Here is a 12,356-nt window from a genome sequence, read left to right on the forward strand (position 1 = left end):
ACTTCCTCGTGCTCCGCGAGCACGAAGATGCCCCGACCGCAGCTGGGCACGGCAGGCGCACATCTCAACAGTAGGCCGCAGAAGGCTTCCACGGGCAGCGGTCGCCGACGGTTGCCTGAATGCGCCCCGGCCACCCGTATGCATCTGGTATGCGCCGAACGGGTGGCCTTCAACCGCTACTCCTCGGCCGAAAGAGCGACTTCGGCCGCCGCGTCCGGTCCTTGTTCCAGCAGGACCCCGAAACCCTCCTCGTTCAGGACCGGGACCTTCAACTGCATCGCCTTGTCGTATTTCGATCCAGGACTGTCACCCACAACGACGAATGAAGTCTTCTTCGAAACCGAGCCGGTCACCTTCGCTCCGCGGCTCTGCAGCGCCTCCTTGGCGCCGTCCCGCGTGAAGTGTTCGAGGGTGCCCGTGACGACGACCGTGAGCCCTTCGAGCGGGCGCGGTCCCTCGTCCTCGCCGGTGCTCTCCTCCTCCATGCGGACGCCGGCGGCCTTCCACTTTCGGATGATCTCGCGGTGCCAGTCCTCGGCGAACCACTGCTTGAGGGAGGCGGCGATGGTCGGGCCGACGCCCTCGGTGACCGCCAGCTCCTCCTCCGTGGCCTTGTCGATGCGCTCGATCGAGCGGAACTCGCGGGCCAGCGCCTCGGCGGCGACCGGTCCCACGTGACGGATCGACAGGCTGGTGATGATGCGGGCGAGCGGGCGCTGCTTGGCCGCCGCGATGTTCTCCAGCATGGCGAGCGCGTTCTTGCGGGGCTGGCCCTCCTGGTTGGCGAAGATCGTGGCGACCTTCTCCTCGCCGGTCTTCGGATCGCGCTTGGGCAGGCCGCTGTCCGAGTCGAGGACGTACGCCTTGATGGGCAGCAGCCGGTCGACGGTGAGGTCGAACAGGTCGCCCTCGTCCACCAGCGGCGGGTCCTCGGGCTCCAGCGGCTTGGTGAGGGCGGCGGCGGCGACGTAGCCGAAGTGCTCGATGTCCAGCGCCTTGCGGCCCGCGAGGTAGAACAGGCGCTCGCGCAACTGGGCCGGGCAGGTGCGGGCGTTCGGGCAGCGCAGGTCGACGTCGCCCTCCTTCATCGGCCGCAGGGCCGTACCGCACTCGGGGCACTCGCTCGGCATGACGAACTCGCGCTCGCTGCCGTCGCGCAGGTCGGCGACCGGGCCGAGGATCTCCGGGATGACGTCACCGGCCTTGCGCAGCACCACCGTGTCACCGATGAGGACGCCCTTGGCCTTGACCACGTCCTGGTTGTGCAGCGTGGCGAACTCGACCTCGGAGCCCGCGACCGTGACCGGCTCGACCTGGGCGTACGGCGTGACCCGGCCCGTGCGGCCCACGCCCACGCGGATGTTGACGAGCTTGGTGTTGACCTCCTCCGGCGCGTACTTGTACGCGATCGCCCAGCGCGGGGCGCGCGAGGTCGAGCCGAGGCGGCCCTGGAGCGGGATCTCGTCGAGCTTGACGACCACGCCGTCGATCTCGTGCTCCACGGAGTGGCGGTTCTCGCCGAAGTACGCGATGAACTCCCGTACGCCGTCGAGGCCGTCGACCACCTTGTTGTGCCGGGAAGTGGGCAGGCCCCAGGTCTTGAGCAGGTCGTAGGCCTGGGAGAGGCGGGTCAGGCCGGTGAAGCCCTCCAGGGCGCCGATGCCGTGGACCACCATGTGCAGCGGGCGGGTGGCGGTGACGCGCGGGTCCTTCTGGCGCAGGGAACCGGCCGCCGCGTTGCGCGGGTTGGCGAACGGCTTGTCACCGGCCTCGACCAGACGGGCGTTGAGCTCCTGGAACTTCTCCATCGGGAAGTAGACCTCGCCGCGGATCTCCACGAGGTCGGGGACGGAGTCGCCCTTGAGGCGCTCGGGGATCTCCGCGATCGTCCGGACGTTCGGCGTGATGTCCTCGCCTGTGCGACCGTCGCCGCGGGTCGCCGCACGGGTGAGACGGCCGTGCTCGTAGGTGAGGTTCACGGCGAGGCCGTCGACCTTCAGCTCGCACAGGAAGTGGTAGTCCTGCTCGCCCAGTTCCCTGGCGATGCGCTCCGTCCAGGCGGCCATCTCCTCGTCGTTGAACGTGTTGTCGAGGGAGAGCATGCGCTGGCGGTGCTCGACCGCCGTGAACTCCGTCTCGTACGCGCCGGCGACCTTCTGCGTCGGCGAGTCCGGGGTGCGCAGCTCCGGGAACTCCTCCTCCAGCGCCTCCAGGGAACGCAGCAGCTGGTCGAACTCCGCGTCGCTGACGACGGGAGCGTCCTTCACGTAGTAGCGGAAGCGGTGCTCCTCGATCTGCTCCGCGAGGCGCGCGTGCTTCTCCCGTGCCTCGGCGGGCACCGTCGTCGTCTCCGCTTGCTTGTCGCCGGCCACCGTGTCGTCCTCCCGTTACTCTGGGTTGTCCGCGAGGGATCTCGCCGCCCGGGCGCAGTGCGCGAGAGCCGTGCGCGCGTACCCCGGGGAGGCCCCCGCGAGTCCGCACGCCGGAGTGACCGTGACCGCCTCCGCGAGAAGCCCCGGTGACAGCCCCAGCCTGCGCCACAGCGTCCTGACACCCATGACGCTACCGGCAGGGTCTGACAATGGGCCCTCCGCGGACGGGACGACACCGGTGAAGAGCCGGGTACCGCCCTCCACCGCCTCCCCGATCGCCTCGTCGTCACGCTCGGTGAGCAGGGAGAAGTCGAAGGAGACGGCCGCGGCACCCGCCCGGCGAAGCAGGGCGAACGGGACGTCGGGGGCACAGGAGTGGACGACGACCGGCCCGTCCGTGTGCATCCCGACCAGGTCGCGCAGCGTCTGCTCGACGATCTGCCGGTCGGCGGCCCGGTGGGTGCGGTAGCCGCTGGCGGTCTTCACCTGGCCGCGCAGGACGGCGGTGAGGGACGGCTCGTCGAGCTGGAGGACGAGCTGCGCGCCGGGGATCCGCCGCTGCACCTCGGCGAGGTGCTGCCGGAGGCCTTCGGCGAGGGAGGCGGCGAGGTCGCGGCAGGCGCCGGGGTCGGAGAGGGCGGCTTCGCCGTTGCGCAGCTCCAGGTTGGCGGCGAGGGTCCAGGGCCCCACGACCTGCACCTTCAGCGGCCCCGCGTACCCCTGCGTGAATTCCTCCAGCGCGTCGAGGTCCTCGCCGAGCCAGGAGCGGGCCCGTTTGGTGTCCCGCCCCGGGCGGTCGCCGAGCCGCCAGCCGCTGGGCTCCACGCGCGCGTACAGCTCGACGAGCAGGCCGGCGGTCCGCCCGATCATGTCCGCGCCGGGTCCGCGGGCGGGCAGTTCGGGCAGGAAGGGGAAGTCCTCGAAGGTTCCGGTGACCGTTTTGACGGCTTCCCGGGCGTCGCCCCCGGGCATGGAGCCGACACCGGTGGCGGCACCGAACCTGAACTGGCTGTTTTCGCTCACCGCAGCAGCCTACGCAGCGGCCCGGCCGGTCAGTTCCCCGGTCGGACCGTCAGGTCGTTGACCTCGGCGTCCCTCGGCAGGTCCAGGGCCATGAGGATCGTCGTCGCGACCGACTCGGGGTCGATCCACTTCGACGCGTCGTACTCCTTGCCCTCCTGCTGGTGGACCTTGGCCTGCATGGGGCTGGCCGTGCGGCCGGGATAGACGGAGGTGACGCGGACGCCATTGCCGTGCTCCTCGTGACGGAGGGAGTCGGCGAGGGCCTTCAGACCGTGCTTGGAGGCGGCGTACGCGGACCAGCCGGCGTGGGCGTTGAGCCCGGCCCCGGAGTTGACGAAGACCACGTGGCCGCGGGCGGCGCGCAGCTGGGGCAGGAAGTGGCGGGTCAGCTCGGCCGGGGCGACGAGGTTGACGTTGAGCTGGTGGCGCCAGGTCTTCGGGGTGAGCTCGCCGACCGGGCCGAGGTCGACGACCCCCGCGATGTGCAGCAGCGAGTCCACGCGGTCGGGCAGCGACTGGTGGGAGAAGGCCCAGGAGAGCCTGTCGGGGTCGGCGAGGTCGCCGACCAGGGTCCTCGCCCCGGGGAACTCGGCCGCCAGCTCCTTCGCGCGGCCCGCGTCGCGCGCGTGCAGCACGAGGTCGTCCCCGCGCGCGTGCAGACGGCGGGCCACGGCCGCGCCGATGCCGGAACCGGCTCCGGTGATCACATGAGTAGCCATGCCCGCCATGCTCGCATCACGCGGCGGTCACACAGGGCGCAGGCCCAGGTTCACGCCACGCCCCGGCTCTCCTCCAGGTACGCCAGCGCGCCCACCGGCTCCTCCGCGAAGAACACCAGGTCGGTGAGCGGGCGGGGCAGGAAGCCCTCGTCCTCCATGCGGCGGAACTGCTCCTTCAGGCCGTCGTAGAAGCCCGCGGTGTTGAGCAGGACCACGGGCTTGTCCGTGTGGCCGTGCTTCTTCAGTTCCAGGATCTCCGTCGCCTCGTCGAGCGTGCCGGTGCCGCCGACCATGATCACCACGGCGTCGGCCTTCTCCAGAAGCAGCTTCTTGCGCTCGGCGAGGTCACGGGCGACGACCATCTCGTCGACGCCGGGGCGGGCCTTGGCGGAGAGGAACTGCACGGAGACCCCGACGAGCCGGCCGCCCGCCTCCTGCACCCCGTCGGCGACCACCTTCATGAGGCCGACGTCGGAGCCGCCCCACACGAGGGTGTGGCCGCCCTTGCCCAGCAGTTTGGCGAACTCCCGCGCGGGAGTGGTGTAGCGCTCGTCGAGGTCGGCGGCGGAGAGGAAGACACAGATGTTCATGAGCCCACCGTACGGGCCCGGTCCGCCGTCGCGGTGATCCGCATTTTGGACTGCCGGTGCGGGAGTTGTTCCCAGTCGTCCATGAACCGGGCGTTCAGGCCGTACTTGGCGGCGAGTGCCGTCAGCGTCGCCGTCCGGTAGTAGAAGTCCTCGTGCAGCACCTGGTGCTCCTCGCCCTCGGTGCGGTCGAACGTGAAGTCGAAGAACCCGCCGGGCGCGAGGATCCGGCCGACGTGGGCGAAGCACTCCTCGATGACGTGCAGCGGGGAGTGCGAGAAGACGCTGTGCGCGTGGACGACGTCGAAGTGCGCGTCGGGCAGGAAGGCGAAGGTGAGGTCGTCGGCGAGCGCCAGGTAGGGCAGTTTGGACTGGAGGCCCTCGGCCACGAGGGTGTCCTGGGCGGCGAGCAGGATGTGCGGCGAGATGTCGATGCCGTAGTAGTGCGCGGTGTCGAGGTAGTCGATGAAGAGGCGCCCGGCGCGCAGGTTGCCGCAGCCGATCTCCAGCATGCGGTGGTGCGGCTGGAGGCCGTGTCCCACGAGGTAGTCGAACTGCATGCGCCCGATCCGCGTCCACGCCTCGCGCGAGGGGTTGTGCCCCACCGCCGCTTCCGCGCTGCGCGCCGCGTCGGAGGCCATGACGGCGCGGTAGTACGCGATGTGGTCGCGGTAGCGCAGCCGCAGCCAGGCGTCCCGCACCGCGCGCCGGGCGTGCGCGGGCACGCGCTCGGGGTGGCGCAGGGCGTACCGGATCTGGTGGACCAGGGCGCTGCGGTTTCGGGCCCGTTCCGTGGCTCGCATGGGTGGCCTCCTGCGGCGAGGGAAGAACTCCGCTTCAGCGTGCGCTGTATCCGGGGAGTCGGCTACCCAAGGAGCGCGATCGTGACCACCGGGCATCGCATCACCGTCGAGAAGAGTGACCGGCCCGTGCGGGTGGCGCACGCCGGGCAGGTCCTGGCCGAGAGCGACCGGCCCCTGGTCCTGCGCGAGACGGGCTGTCCCGACCGCTACTACATCCCGGCCGAGGACGTCCGCCTCGACCTGCTGACCCCGTCCGGCACGCGCACGTACTGCCCGTTCAAGGGCACCGCGTCCTACTGGTCCCTGCCGGACGCCGCGGACCTCGTCTGGGCGTACCCGGAGCCCAAGCCGGACGTCGCGGAGATCAAGGACCACCTGTGCTTCTACGAAGTGGAAGTGTTGTGATCGGCTGACGCACGGCCCGCCTCACCCATGAACACCGTGCCGTGCGGCAGTCTGCACTGACATGGACAAGAGGATCCTTTCGCGCGACGGCACCCGCATCGCCTACGAGAGCACCGGCCGGGGACCCGCCGTCGTCCTGGTGAGCGGTGCGATGTCGACGGGCGGCACCCTGGCGCCGCTCGCCGTGTCGCTCTCGGAGCGTTTCCAGGCCGTCGTGTACGACCGCCGGGGCCGCGGTGCCAGCGGGGACACGGCGCCGTACGCAGTGGAACGCGAGGTCGAGGACCTGGCGGCGGTGATCGAGGCGGTGGGCGGCGAGGCGTTCCTGTACGGCATCTCGTCGGGCGGGGCGCTGGTGCTGGAGGCGGCGGCGAGCGGACTGCCGGTGCGGCGGGTCGCGGTGTACGAGACGCCGTTCGCGATGTCGGAGGAGGGTGCCGAGGAGCGCGCGGAGTACACCCGGCGGCTGACTCAGGCGCTCGGTGAGGGGCGGCGCGGGGACGCGGTCGAGCTGTTCCTGCGGCTGACCGGCCTGGCCGAGGGGGTGATCCAGGGCGCCCGGCAGTCCCCCATGTGGGCCGGCATGGAGTCGATCGCCCCGAGCCTCGCCTACGACGACGCCGTCATGCGCGACGGGCGGGTCCCCCGGGACCGGCTGGCGTCGGTCGGCGTCCCCGTCCTGGCGATCGCGGGCGACGCGAGCCCCGGCTGGCTGCGCGAGGCGGCCCGGGCGATCGCGGACTCCGTCCCCGACGGGTCGTACCGCACGCTCCAGGGCCAGACGCACATGGTGGAGCCGAATGTGATGGCGCCGGTGCTGGTGGAGTTCTTCTCGCGGGGGTGAGAGGGACGGCGGCCTGTCCGCCCAGGTCAGGCCACGCCCGCCGTCGCTCGCCTGGTCGACGCGATCGTCGCCGAGCCCACCACGCGTGTGCCGTCGTACAGGACGATCGCCTGGCCGGGGGCGACGCCGCGGACCGGCTCGGCGAAGGACACCTCCAGCCGGCCGTCGACCAGCTCGGCGGTGACCTCGGTCTCGCCGCCGTGGGCGCGGAGCTGGGCCGTGTAGGTGCCCGGGCCGGTGGGGGCGACGCCGCACCAGCGCGGCTTGATCGCGGTCAGGGCGCTGACGTCCAGCGCGTCGGCCGGGCCGACCGTGACCGTGTTGGTGACCGGGGAGATGTCGAGGACGTAGCGCGGCTTGCCGTCGGGGGCCGGGGTGCCGATGCGCAGGCCCTTGCGCTGGCCGATGGTGAAGCCGTACGCGCCCTCGTGCGTGCCGAGCCGGTTGCCGGACTCGTCGACGATGTCGCCCTCGGAGCGGCCGAGCCGGTTCGCGAGGAAGCCCTGGGTGTCGCCGTCGGCGATGAAGCAGATGTCGTGCGAGTCGGGCTTCTTGGCCACCGCCAGGCCCCTGCGCTCGGCCTCGGCGCGGATCTCGTCCTTGGTGGTGACCGTGTCGCCGAGCGGGAACATCGCGTGGGCGAGCTGCTTGTCGTCCAGGACGCCGAGGACGTAACTCTGGTCCTTGGCCATGTCGGAGGCGCGGTGCAGCTCGCGGGTGCCGTCCTCGTGGACGATCACCTTGGCGTAGTGGCCCGTGCAGACCGCGTCGAAGCCCAGCGCGAGCGCCTTGTCCAGCAGCGCCGCGAACTTGATCTTCTCGTTGCAGCGCAGGCAGGGGTTGGGGGTGCGGCCGGCCTCGTACTCGGCGACGAAGTCCTCGACGACGTCCTCACGGAAGCGGTCGGCGAGGTCCCACACGTAGAAGGGGATGCCGATGACGTCCGCGGCGCGGCGGGCGTCGCGCGAGTCCTCGATGGTGCAGCAGCCCCGCGCGCCCGTGCGGAAGGACTGGGGGTTGGCGGAGAGCGCGAGGTGGACGCCGGTCACGTCGTGGCCCGCCTCGGCCGCGCGGGCGGCGGCGACGGCGGAATCGACTCCGCCGGACATGGCGGCCAGGACGCGGAGGGGACGGGAGCGCTGCGGGGTGTGAGTCATAACGCTTCCAGGGTAAGGGGGCGCGGGAACCAGGGCCGCCGGGTATCCGTTGGCGATCACATGGGGGCGAGACGAGCATCCAAGGACACGGACCGGCGCATCGGGCGGCGGGCCCTGATCGTCGGCGGGGTGGCGGCCGCCGCGGGTTCCGCGGTGCTGGCCCGGGACGAGCTGGGCCGGCTGTGGTGGCGCGTGCCGGGCGTGGAGAAGCCGCGCAAGGAGGGCGAGGTCGACTACGCGGGCGCGCGCTGGGTGGCCGCGTCGGACGCGAACTGGCGCCGTGCGGACCGGCCCGACGACTACGGGATAGACATGGTGGTCATCCATGTCACCCAGGGCAGCTTCGACAGCGCGGTGAAGGCGTTCCAGGACCCGGCGCACAAGGCGGCCTCGCACTACATCGTCCGCAAGGACGGGCACATCGCCCAGATGATCCGCGAGCTGGACGTGGCGTACCACGCGGGCAACCGCGACTACAACGAGCGCAGTGTCGGCATCGAGCACGCGGGTTTCGTGGACCGGCCGCAGGACTTCACGGACGAGATGTACGAGGCCTCGGCCCGCCTCACGGCCCGGATCTGCGCGCGCTACGACATACCCGTCGACCGCGAGCACATCATCGGCCACGTGGAGGTCCCGGGCACGGACCACACGGACCCGGGGCGGCACTGGGACTGGGACAGGTACATGCGGCTGGTGCGTGAGGCGCGTACGTCACCGGCCTGACCGGCCGAGCAGGCGGAGACGGCGGAGACTACGTCAGCCCCGCCGCCCGCGCCCGTTCCACCGCCGGGCCGATGGCCTTCGCCAGGGCCTCCACGTCGGCCTCCGTGGAGGTGTGGCCGAGGGAGAAGCGGAGGGTGCCGCGGGCCAGGTCCGGGTCGGTGCCGGTGGCGAGGAGGACGTGGCTGGGCTGGGCGACGCCGGCGGTGCAGGCCGAGCCGGTGGAGCACTCGATGCCCTGGGCGTCGAGCAGGAGCAGCAGGGAGTCGCCCTCGCAGCCGGGGAACGTGAAGTGCGCGTTGGCCGGGAGGCGCCCCTCCGGGTCCGGGTCGCCGCCGAGGATCGCGTCCGGCACGGCCTCACGGACGGCGGCGACGAGGGCGTCGCGCAGGGCGCCGATCTCGCGGGCGAACCACTCGCGCTGCTCGGCGGCCAGCCGCCCGGCGACGGCGAAGGAGGCGATGGCGGGCACGTCGAGGGTGCCGGAGCGGACGTGGCGTTCCTGGCCGCCGCCGTGCAGGACGGGTACGGGGGTGTGTTCACGGCCGAGGATGAGCGCGCCGATGCCGTACGGCCCGCCGATCTTGTGACCGGAAACCGTCATCGCGGCGAGGCCGGAGGCGGCGAAGTCCACGGGGGTCTGACCGAAGGCCTGGACGGCGTCCGAGTGCAGTGGGACACCGAACTCGGCGGCGGCGTCGGCGAGTTCGCGGATCGGCAGGATCGTCCCGATCTCGTTGTTGGCCCACATGACGGTGGCGAGGGCCACGTCGTCGGGGTTGCGGGCGATCGCCTCGCGCAGGGCGTCCGGGTGGACGCGGCCGTGGATGTCGACCGGCAGGTACTCGATGGTGGCGCCCTCGTGTTCGCCGAGCCAGTGCACGGCGTCGAGGACCGCGTGGTGCTCGACGGGGCTGGCGAGGACGCGGGTGCGGGCCGGGTCGGCGTCACGGCGTGACCAGTAAAGGCCCTTGACGGCGAGGTTGTCGGCCTCCGTGCCGCCCGAGGTGAAGACGACCTCGCTGGGGCGGGCGCCGAGGGCTTCGGCGAGGGTCTCGCGGGCCTCCTCGACGGTGCGGCGGGCCTGCCGGCCGGATGCGTGGAGGGAGGACGCGTTGCCGGTGGCACCCAGGTGGGCGGTGAGCGCCTCTGCCGCCTCCGGGAGCATCGGGGTGGTCGCGGCGTGGTCGAGGTAAGCCATGGTGAGCCCGATTCTACGGCTCCCCTCCGGCGGTCCTCAGATCAAGGTTGGCCGAACCTGAAGGGAAGTGAACCGCTTTCCCGCGCGGCTGCGGCCCGTCGTCCCCGGGCCGGCCGCGGCTCGTCGGTGAGGGACGGTCCGACGGCGGCTCAGAAGCTCCACGAGATCGTGCTGTCGGCCTGCACGAACGCGGCCAGGACCAGCAGGTCGGCGACGCCGAGACCCAGACCCAGCAACGCGCGGCCGCGGCGCTGGGTACCGCGCCACAGGGCGACGCTCGCCAGCACGATGGCGATCGGGCCGAGGAAGACGTTCAGGACGAGGAGGCCGAGCAGGCCCAGGATGAAGGACGCGACGGCCATGCCGTCGGTGTCGCGGATGCCGGTGCGGCGCGTGGCCGGAGCGGTGAGCTGCATGGTGATCGACTCCCGGTGTCGGGTCGGTGGATGGTCGGTGAGTGTGTGCGGCGTCAGTGGGCCTGGGTGTGGCGCCGGCGGCCGTGGCGCTCGCGGAGCGCGAAGATGCCGAGCCAGACGGCGATGACGACGCCCGTGGCGACGGAGAACGTGAGCGGCGCGTGGGCCACGGTGCCCAGGACGAAGCCCAGCAGCAGGAGTGCGGCGACGATGAACAGCACGGGAAACAACCCCCAGGGTTTCGGTGAACGGTTGTGGTTACAGTTGTTCACTGACTTCCCAGTCTAGCCCGTCTCATGACTTTCCAATTACAGAGAACAGTTGTTAACTGCATGGTATGAGTCACACCCTCGGCATCCGGCAGGCCCAGAAGCAGAAGACCCGGCAGGCGCTCCTGGACGCGGCTCTCGGGCTGCTGGAGGAGCAGAGTCTGAGCAGCCTGGGGCTGCGCGAGGTCACCCGCGCCGTCGGTGTCGCCCCGACGGCCTTCTACCGCCACTTCCGCTCCACGGCGGATCTGGGCGTGGCCCTGGTCGAGGAGGCGCTGGGCAGCCTGCACCCGATGATCCGGACGACGGTGTCCACGACGGGCGACAGCGAGGAACGCATCACGCGCACCATCGAGCTGATCGCCCGTCACGTCGACGGGTACCCCGCACATGTCCGGTTCATCGCCCGTGAACGACATGGCGGAGTCCAGCCGGTCCGGGAGGCCATACGGGACCAGCTCGCCCGGTTCGCCCAGGAGGTCAAGGACGAACTGGCCAAGGACCCGGTGTCCGCGGGCTGGAGCGAGGACGACCTGCTGATGCTCGCGCACCTCTACGTCGACCAGATGCTGATCACCGCGTCGCTGTTCCTGGAGGCGCTGGAGGGACCGGAGCAGGAGCGCGAGGAGCGGACCCGGCACGTCGCGCAGGTGGCGACCCGGCAGATGCGGCTGATCGGCCTGGGCCGGCTCCACTGGCTGGACTGACCGCAGGAGAGGGCGCGGCGGGACGACGGCAGGGACGGCTGTCCGTCCCCGCTGCCCCCGCCCCGCCGCACAGCGCACCTCAAGACACCCCGCCGACCAGGCGTTTCACCCCGGGGCCTCGCCGGAGCGCTGGTACAGCTCCGTGACGGAGGCGGCAGCCCGGGCCAGTTCCTCGCGCACCCGAGGGGGCGAGAGGACCTCAACCTGGTCGCCGAACACGAGCAGTTGGCGGGTCTCCGGGAGCAGTCCGTACGTCAGCCGCACGGTCGCCCACTCGCTCTCCCCGTCGTCGTCGAGGAATTCCGACGGGAGGAAGGCCGTCAGCCGCAGGAACATGTCGAGCCGGTCGCGCCGCACCCGGACGGTGACGTCCAGTCCGCTGGGCCGCTCCTCCACCTGGCGGCGCAGGCCCTCCCAGGCGTCGGCGAGTTCGACGCCCGGGCGCCGCCGTACGGGCTCGTCGAGGAGTCGGGCGGAGCGCACCCGGTCCGCCCGGAAGAGCCGGGGTTCGGCCCGCCGGTCGGCTACCAGGTACCAGACGCCGGCCTTGGCGACGAGACCGTACGGGTCGACCGTGTACGTCCGCACCTGGCGCTCTCCGCTGTGCCGGTAGCGCAGCCGCAGCCGGCGGTCGGCGAAGACCGCGTCCCGCAGCACCTCCAGGTCGACGGCCGGCTGCGGTCCGCCGCGCCAGCGGGTGGCGTCGACGAGGATGCGGCGGGAGGCCGTCTCGGCGGCCGGGCGGTGCGGAGCCGGCAGCGCGGCCATCACCTTGCGCAGCGCCGAGCCGAACGCCGCGTCCAGACCGAGCGCGGCGTGCGCGCCCTGCGCGGCCAGGACGAACAGCGCGCGCGACTCGTCGGCGGTCAGGCCCGTGACGTCCGTACGGAATCCGGCGAGCAGTTCGATGCCGCCGTGCCGTCCGCGTTCGGCGTAGACCGGGACGCCGGCGGCCGACAGGGACTCGACGTCGCGGTAGACCGTGCGGACCGACACCTCCAGCCGTTCGGCGAGTTCGCGGGCGGGGACCCGGCCGCGGGTCTGGAGGAGCAGCAGGATCGACAGCAGGCGGTCGGACTTCACGGCATCAGCATCGTGGCGGGCGAGGGCCCGGGCAAATGTTGACGGCG

General features: G+C 71.7%; 14 protein-coding genes. 4 read left to right on the plus strand and 10 right to left on the minus strand.

What is annotated here, in order from left to right; translation table 11 throughout:
- Positions 1 to 176: 176 nt before the first annotated feature.
- Genes ligA through MQE23_RS13825 form a run of 5 tightly spaced genes read right to left on the minus strand, consistent with a single transcriptional unit; the run spans position 177 to position 5,504 of the window.
- The gene (gene ligA / locus MQE23_RS13805) at positions 177 to 2,372 is read right to left on the minus strand and encodes an NAD-dependent DNA ligase LigA (RefSeq protein WP_243379295.1); all 2,196 of its coding nucleotides are present in this window, start codon (positions 2,370 to 2,372) and stop codon (positions 177 to 179) included.
- Positions 2,373 to 2,387: 15 nt separating this feature from the next.
- Entirely contained in the window at positions 2,388 to 3,395 is a 1,008-nt protein-coding gene (locus MQE23_RS13810; RefSeq protein WP_243379296.1) for a methionine synthase, read from the minus strand.
- 29 nt (positions 3,396 to 3,424) lie between these two features.
- Complete coding sequence (locus MQE23_RS13815; protein ID WP_020269530.1) at positions 3,425 to 4,123, minus strand: SDR family oxidoreductase; 699 nt, start codon at positions 4,121 to 4,123, stop codon at positions 3,425 to 3,427.
- 41 nt (positions 4,124 to 4,164) lie between these two features.
- Positions 4,165 to 4,704: a TIGR00730 family Rossman fold protein gene (locus MQE23_RS13820; protein ID WP_020269531.1), complete on the minus strand. Its 540-nt coding sequence runs from the start codon at positions 4,702 to 4,704 to the stop codon at positions 4,165 to 4,167.
- Positions 4,701 to 5,504: a class I SAM-dependent methyltransferase gene (locus MQE23_RS13825; protein WP_020269532.1), complete on the minus strand. Its 804-nt coding sequence runs from the start codon at positions 5,502 to 5,504 to the stop codon at positions 4,701 to 4,703. Before MQE23_RS13825 ends, MQE23_RS13820 begins: the two co-directional genes overlap by 4 nt.
- An 81-nt stretch (positions 5,505 to 5,585) precedes the next feature.
- On the opposite strand from MQE23_RS13825, the gene MQE23_RS13830 reads away from it, so the two are divergent.
- Together MQE23_RS13830 and MQE23_RS13835 are read left to right on the plus strand one after the other, a co-directional pair.
- A complete protein-coding gene (locus tag MQE23_RS13830; protein ID WP_020276688.1) occupies positions 5,586 to 5,909 on the plus strand; it encodes a DUF427 domain-containing protein in 324 nt (107 codons plus the stop codon).
- Positions 5,910 to 5,970: 61 nt separating this feature from the next.
- A complete protein-coding gene (locus tag MQE23_RS13835; protein WP_020276689.1) occupies positions 5,971 to 6,753 on the plus strand; it encodes an alpha/beta hydrolase in 783 nt (260 codons plus the stop codon).
- 26 nt (positions 6,754 to 6,779) lie between these two features.
- Here MQE23_RS13835 and mnmA read toward each other — a convergent pair whose 3' ends face one another.
- Positions 6,780 to 7,910 (minus strand): tRNA 2-thiouridine(34) synthase MnmA, encoded by a 1,131-nt coding sequence (gene mnmA / locus MQE23_RS13840; protein WP_243379297.1) that lies wholly within the window; start codon positions 7,908 to 7,910, stop codon positions 6,780 to 6,782.
- 60 nt (positions 7,911 to 7,970) lie between these two features.
- Here mnmA and MQE23_RS13845 point away from each other — a divergent pair, with 60 nt between their 5' ends.
- A complete protein-coding gene (locus MQE23_RS13845) occupies positions 7,971 to 8,636 on the plus strand; it encodes a peptidoglycan recognition family protein (protein ID WP_020276691.1) in 666 nt (221 codons plus the stop codon).
- A gap of 28 nt (positions 8,637 to 8,664) precedes the next feature.
- Here the strand turns inward: MQE23_RS13845 and MQE23_RS13850 are convergent, their stop codons facing one another.
- The 3 genes from MQE23_RS13850 to MQE23_RS13860 form a co-directional block, all read right to left on the minus strand.
- Positions 8,665 to 9,834, minus strand: coding sequence for a cysteine desulfurase family protein (locus tag MQE23_RS13850; protein ID WP_020276692.1), 1,170 nt, complete (start codon positions 9,832 to 9,834; stop codon positions 8,665 to 8,667).
- 149 nt (positions 9,835 to 9,983) lie between these two features.
- Positions 9,984 to 10,250, minus strand: a complete 267-nt coding sequence (locus MQE23_RS13855) for a hypothetical protein (protein WP_020276693.1) — start codon at positions 10,248 to 10,250, stop codon at positions 9,984 to 9,986.
- A gap of 53 nt (positions 10,251 to 10,303) precedes the next feature.
- Entirely contained in the window at positions 10,304 to 10,471 is a 168-nt protein-coding gene (locus MQE23_RS13860; RefSeq protein ID WP_010041793.1) for a hypothetical protein, read from the minus strand.
- Positions 10,472 to 10,587: 116 nt separating this feature from the next.
- Here MQE23_RS13860 and MQE23_RS13865 point away from each other — a divergent pair, with 116 nt between their 5' ends.
- Complete coding sequence (locus MQE23_RS13865) at positions 10,588 to 11,226, plus strand: TetR family transcriptional regulator (protein ID WP_020276694.1); 639 nt, start codon at positions 10,588 to 10,590, stop codon at positions 11,224 to 11,226.
- A 105-nt stretch (positions 11,227 to 11,331) separates the two neighbouring features.
- On the opposite strand, the gene MQE23_RS13870 is transcribed toward MQE23_RS13865, so the two are convergent.
- Entirely contained in the window at positions 11,332 to 12,309 is a 978-nt protein-coding gene (locus tag MQE23_RS13870; RefSeq protein ID WP_243379298.1) for a YafY family protein, read from the minus strand.
- Positions 12,310 to 12,356: the final 47 nt, after the last annotated feature.

The sequence above is a fragment of the Streptomyces sp. HP-A2021 genome, assembly GCF_022807935.1.
GTDB lineage: Bacteria > Actinomycetota > Actinomycetes > Streptomycetales > Streptomycetaceae > Streptomyces > Streptomyces afghaniensis.

Excerpts from the sequence above, each read along its gene's own strand:
- MQE23_RS13815 (WP_020269530.1), bottom strand. The coding sequence starts at position 4,123 with ATGGCGGGCATGGCTACTCATGTGATCACCGGAGCCGGTTCCGGCATC.
- MQE23_RS13820 (WP_020269531.1), bottom strand. The coding sequence starts at position 4,704 with ATGAACATCTGTGTCTTCCTCTCCGCCGCCGACCTCGACGAGCGCTAC.
- MQE23_RS13825 (WP_020269532.1), bottom strand. The coding sequence starts at position 5,504 with ATGCGAGCCACGGAACGGGCCCGAAACCGCAGCGCCCTGGTCCACCAG.
- MQE23_RS13835 (WP_020276689.1), top strand. The coding sequence starts at position 5,971 with ATGGACAAGAGGATCCTTTCGCGCGACGGCACCCGCATCGCCTACGAG.
- mnmA (WP_243379297.1), bottom strand. The coding sequence starts at position 7,910 with ATGACTCACACCCCGCAGCGCTCCCGTCCCCTCCGCGTCCTGGCCGCC.
- MQE23_RS13845 (WP_020276691.1), top strand. The coding sequence starts at position 7,971 with ATGGGGGCGAGACGAGCATCCAAGGACACGGACCGGCGCATCGGGCGG.
- MQE23_RS13850 (WP_020276692.1), bottom strand. The coding sequence starts at position 9,834 with ATGGCTTACCTCGACCACGCCGCGACCACCCCGATGCTCCCGGAGGCG.
- MQE23_RS13855 (WP_020276693.1), bottom strand. The coding sequence starts at position 10,250 with ATGCAGCTCACCGCTCCGGCCACGCGCCGCACCGGCATCCGCGACACC.
- MQE23_RS13865 (WP_020276694.1), top strand. The coding sequence starts at position 10,588 with ATGAGTCACACCCTCGGCATCCGGCAGGCCCAGAAGCAGAAGACCCGG.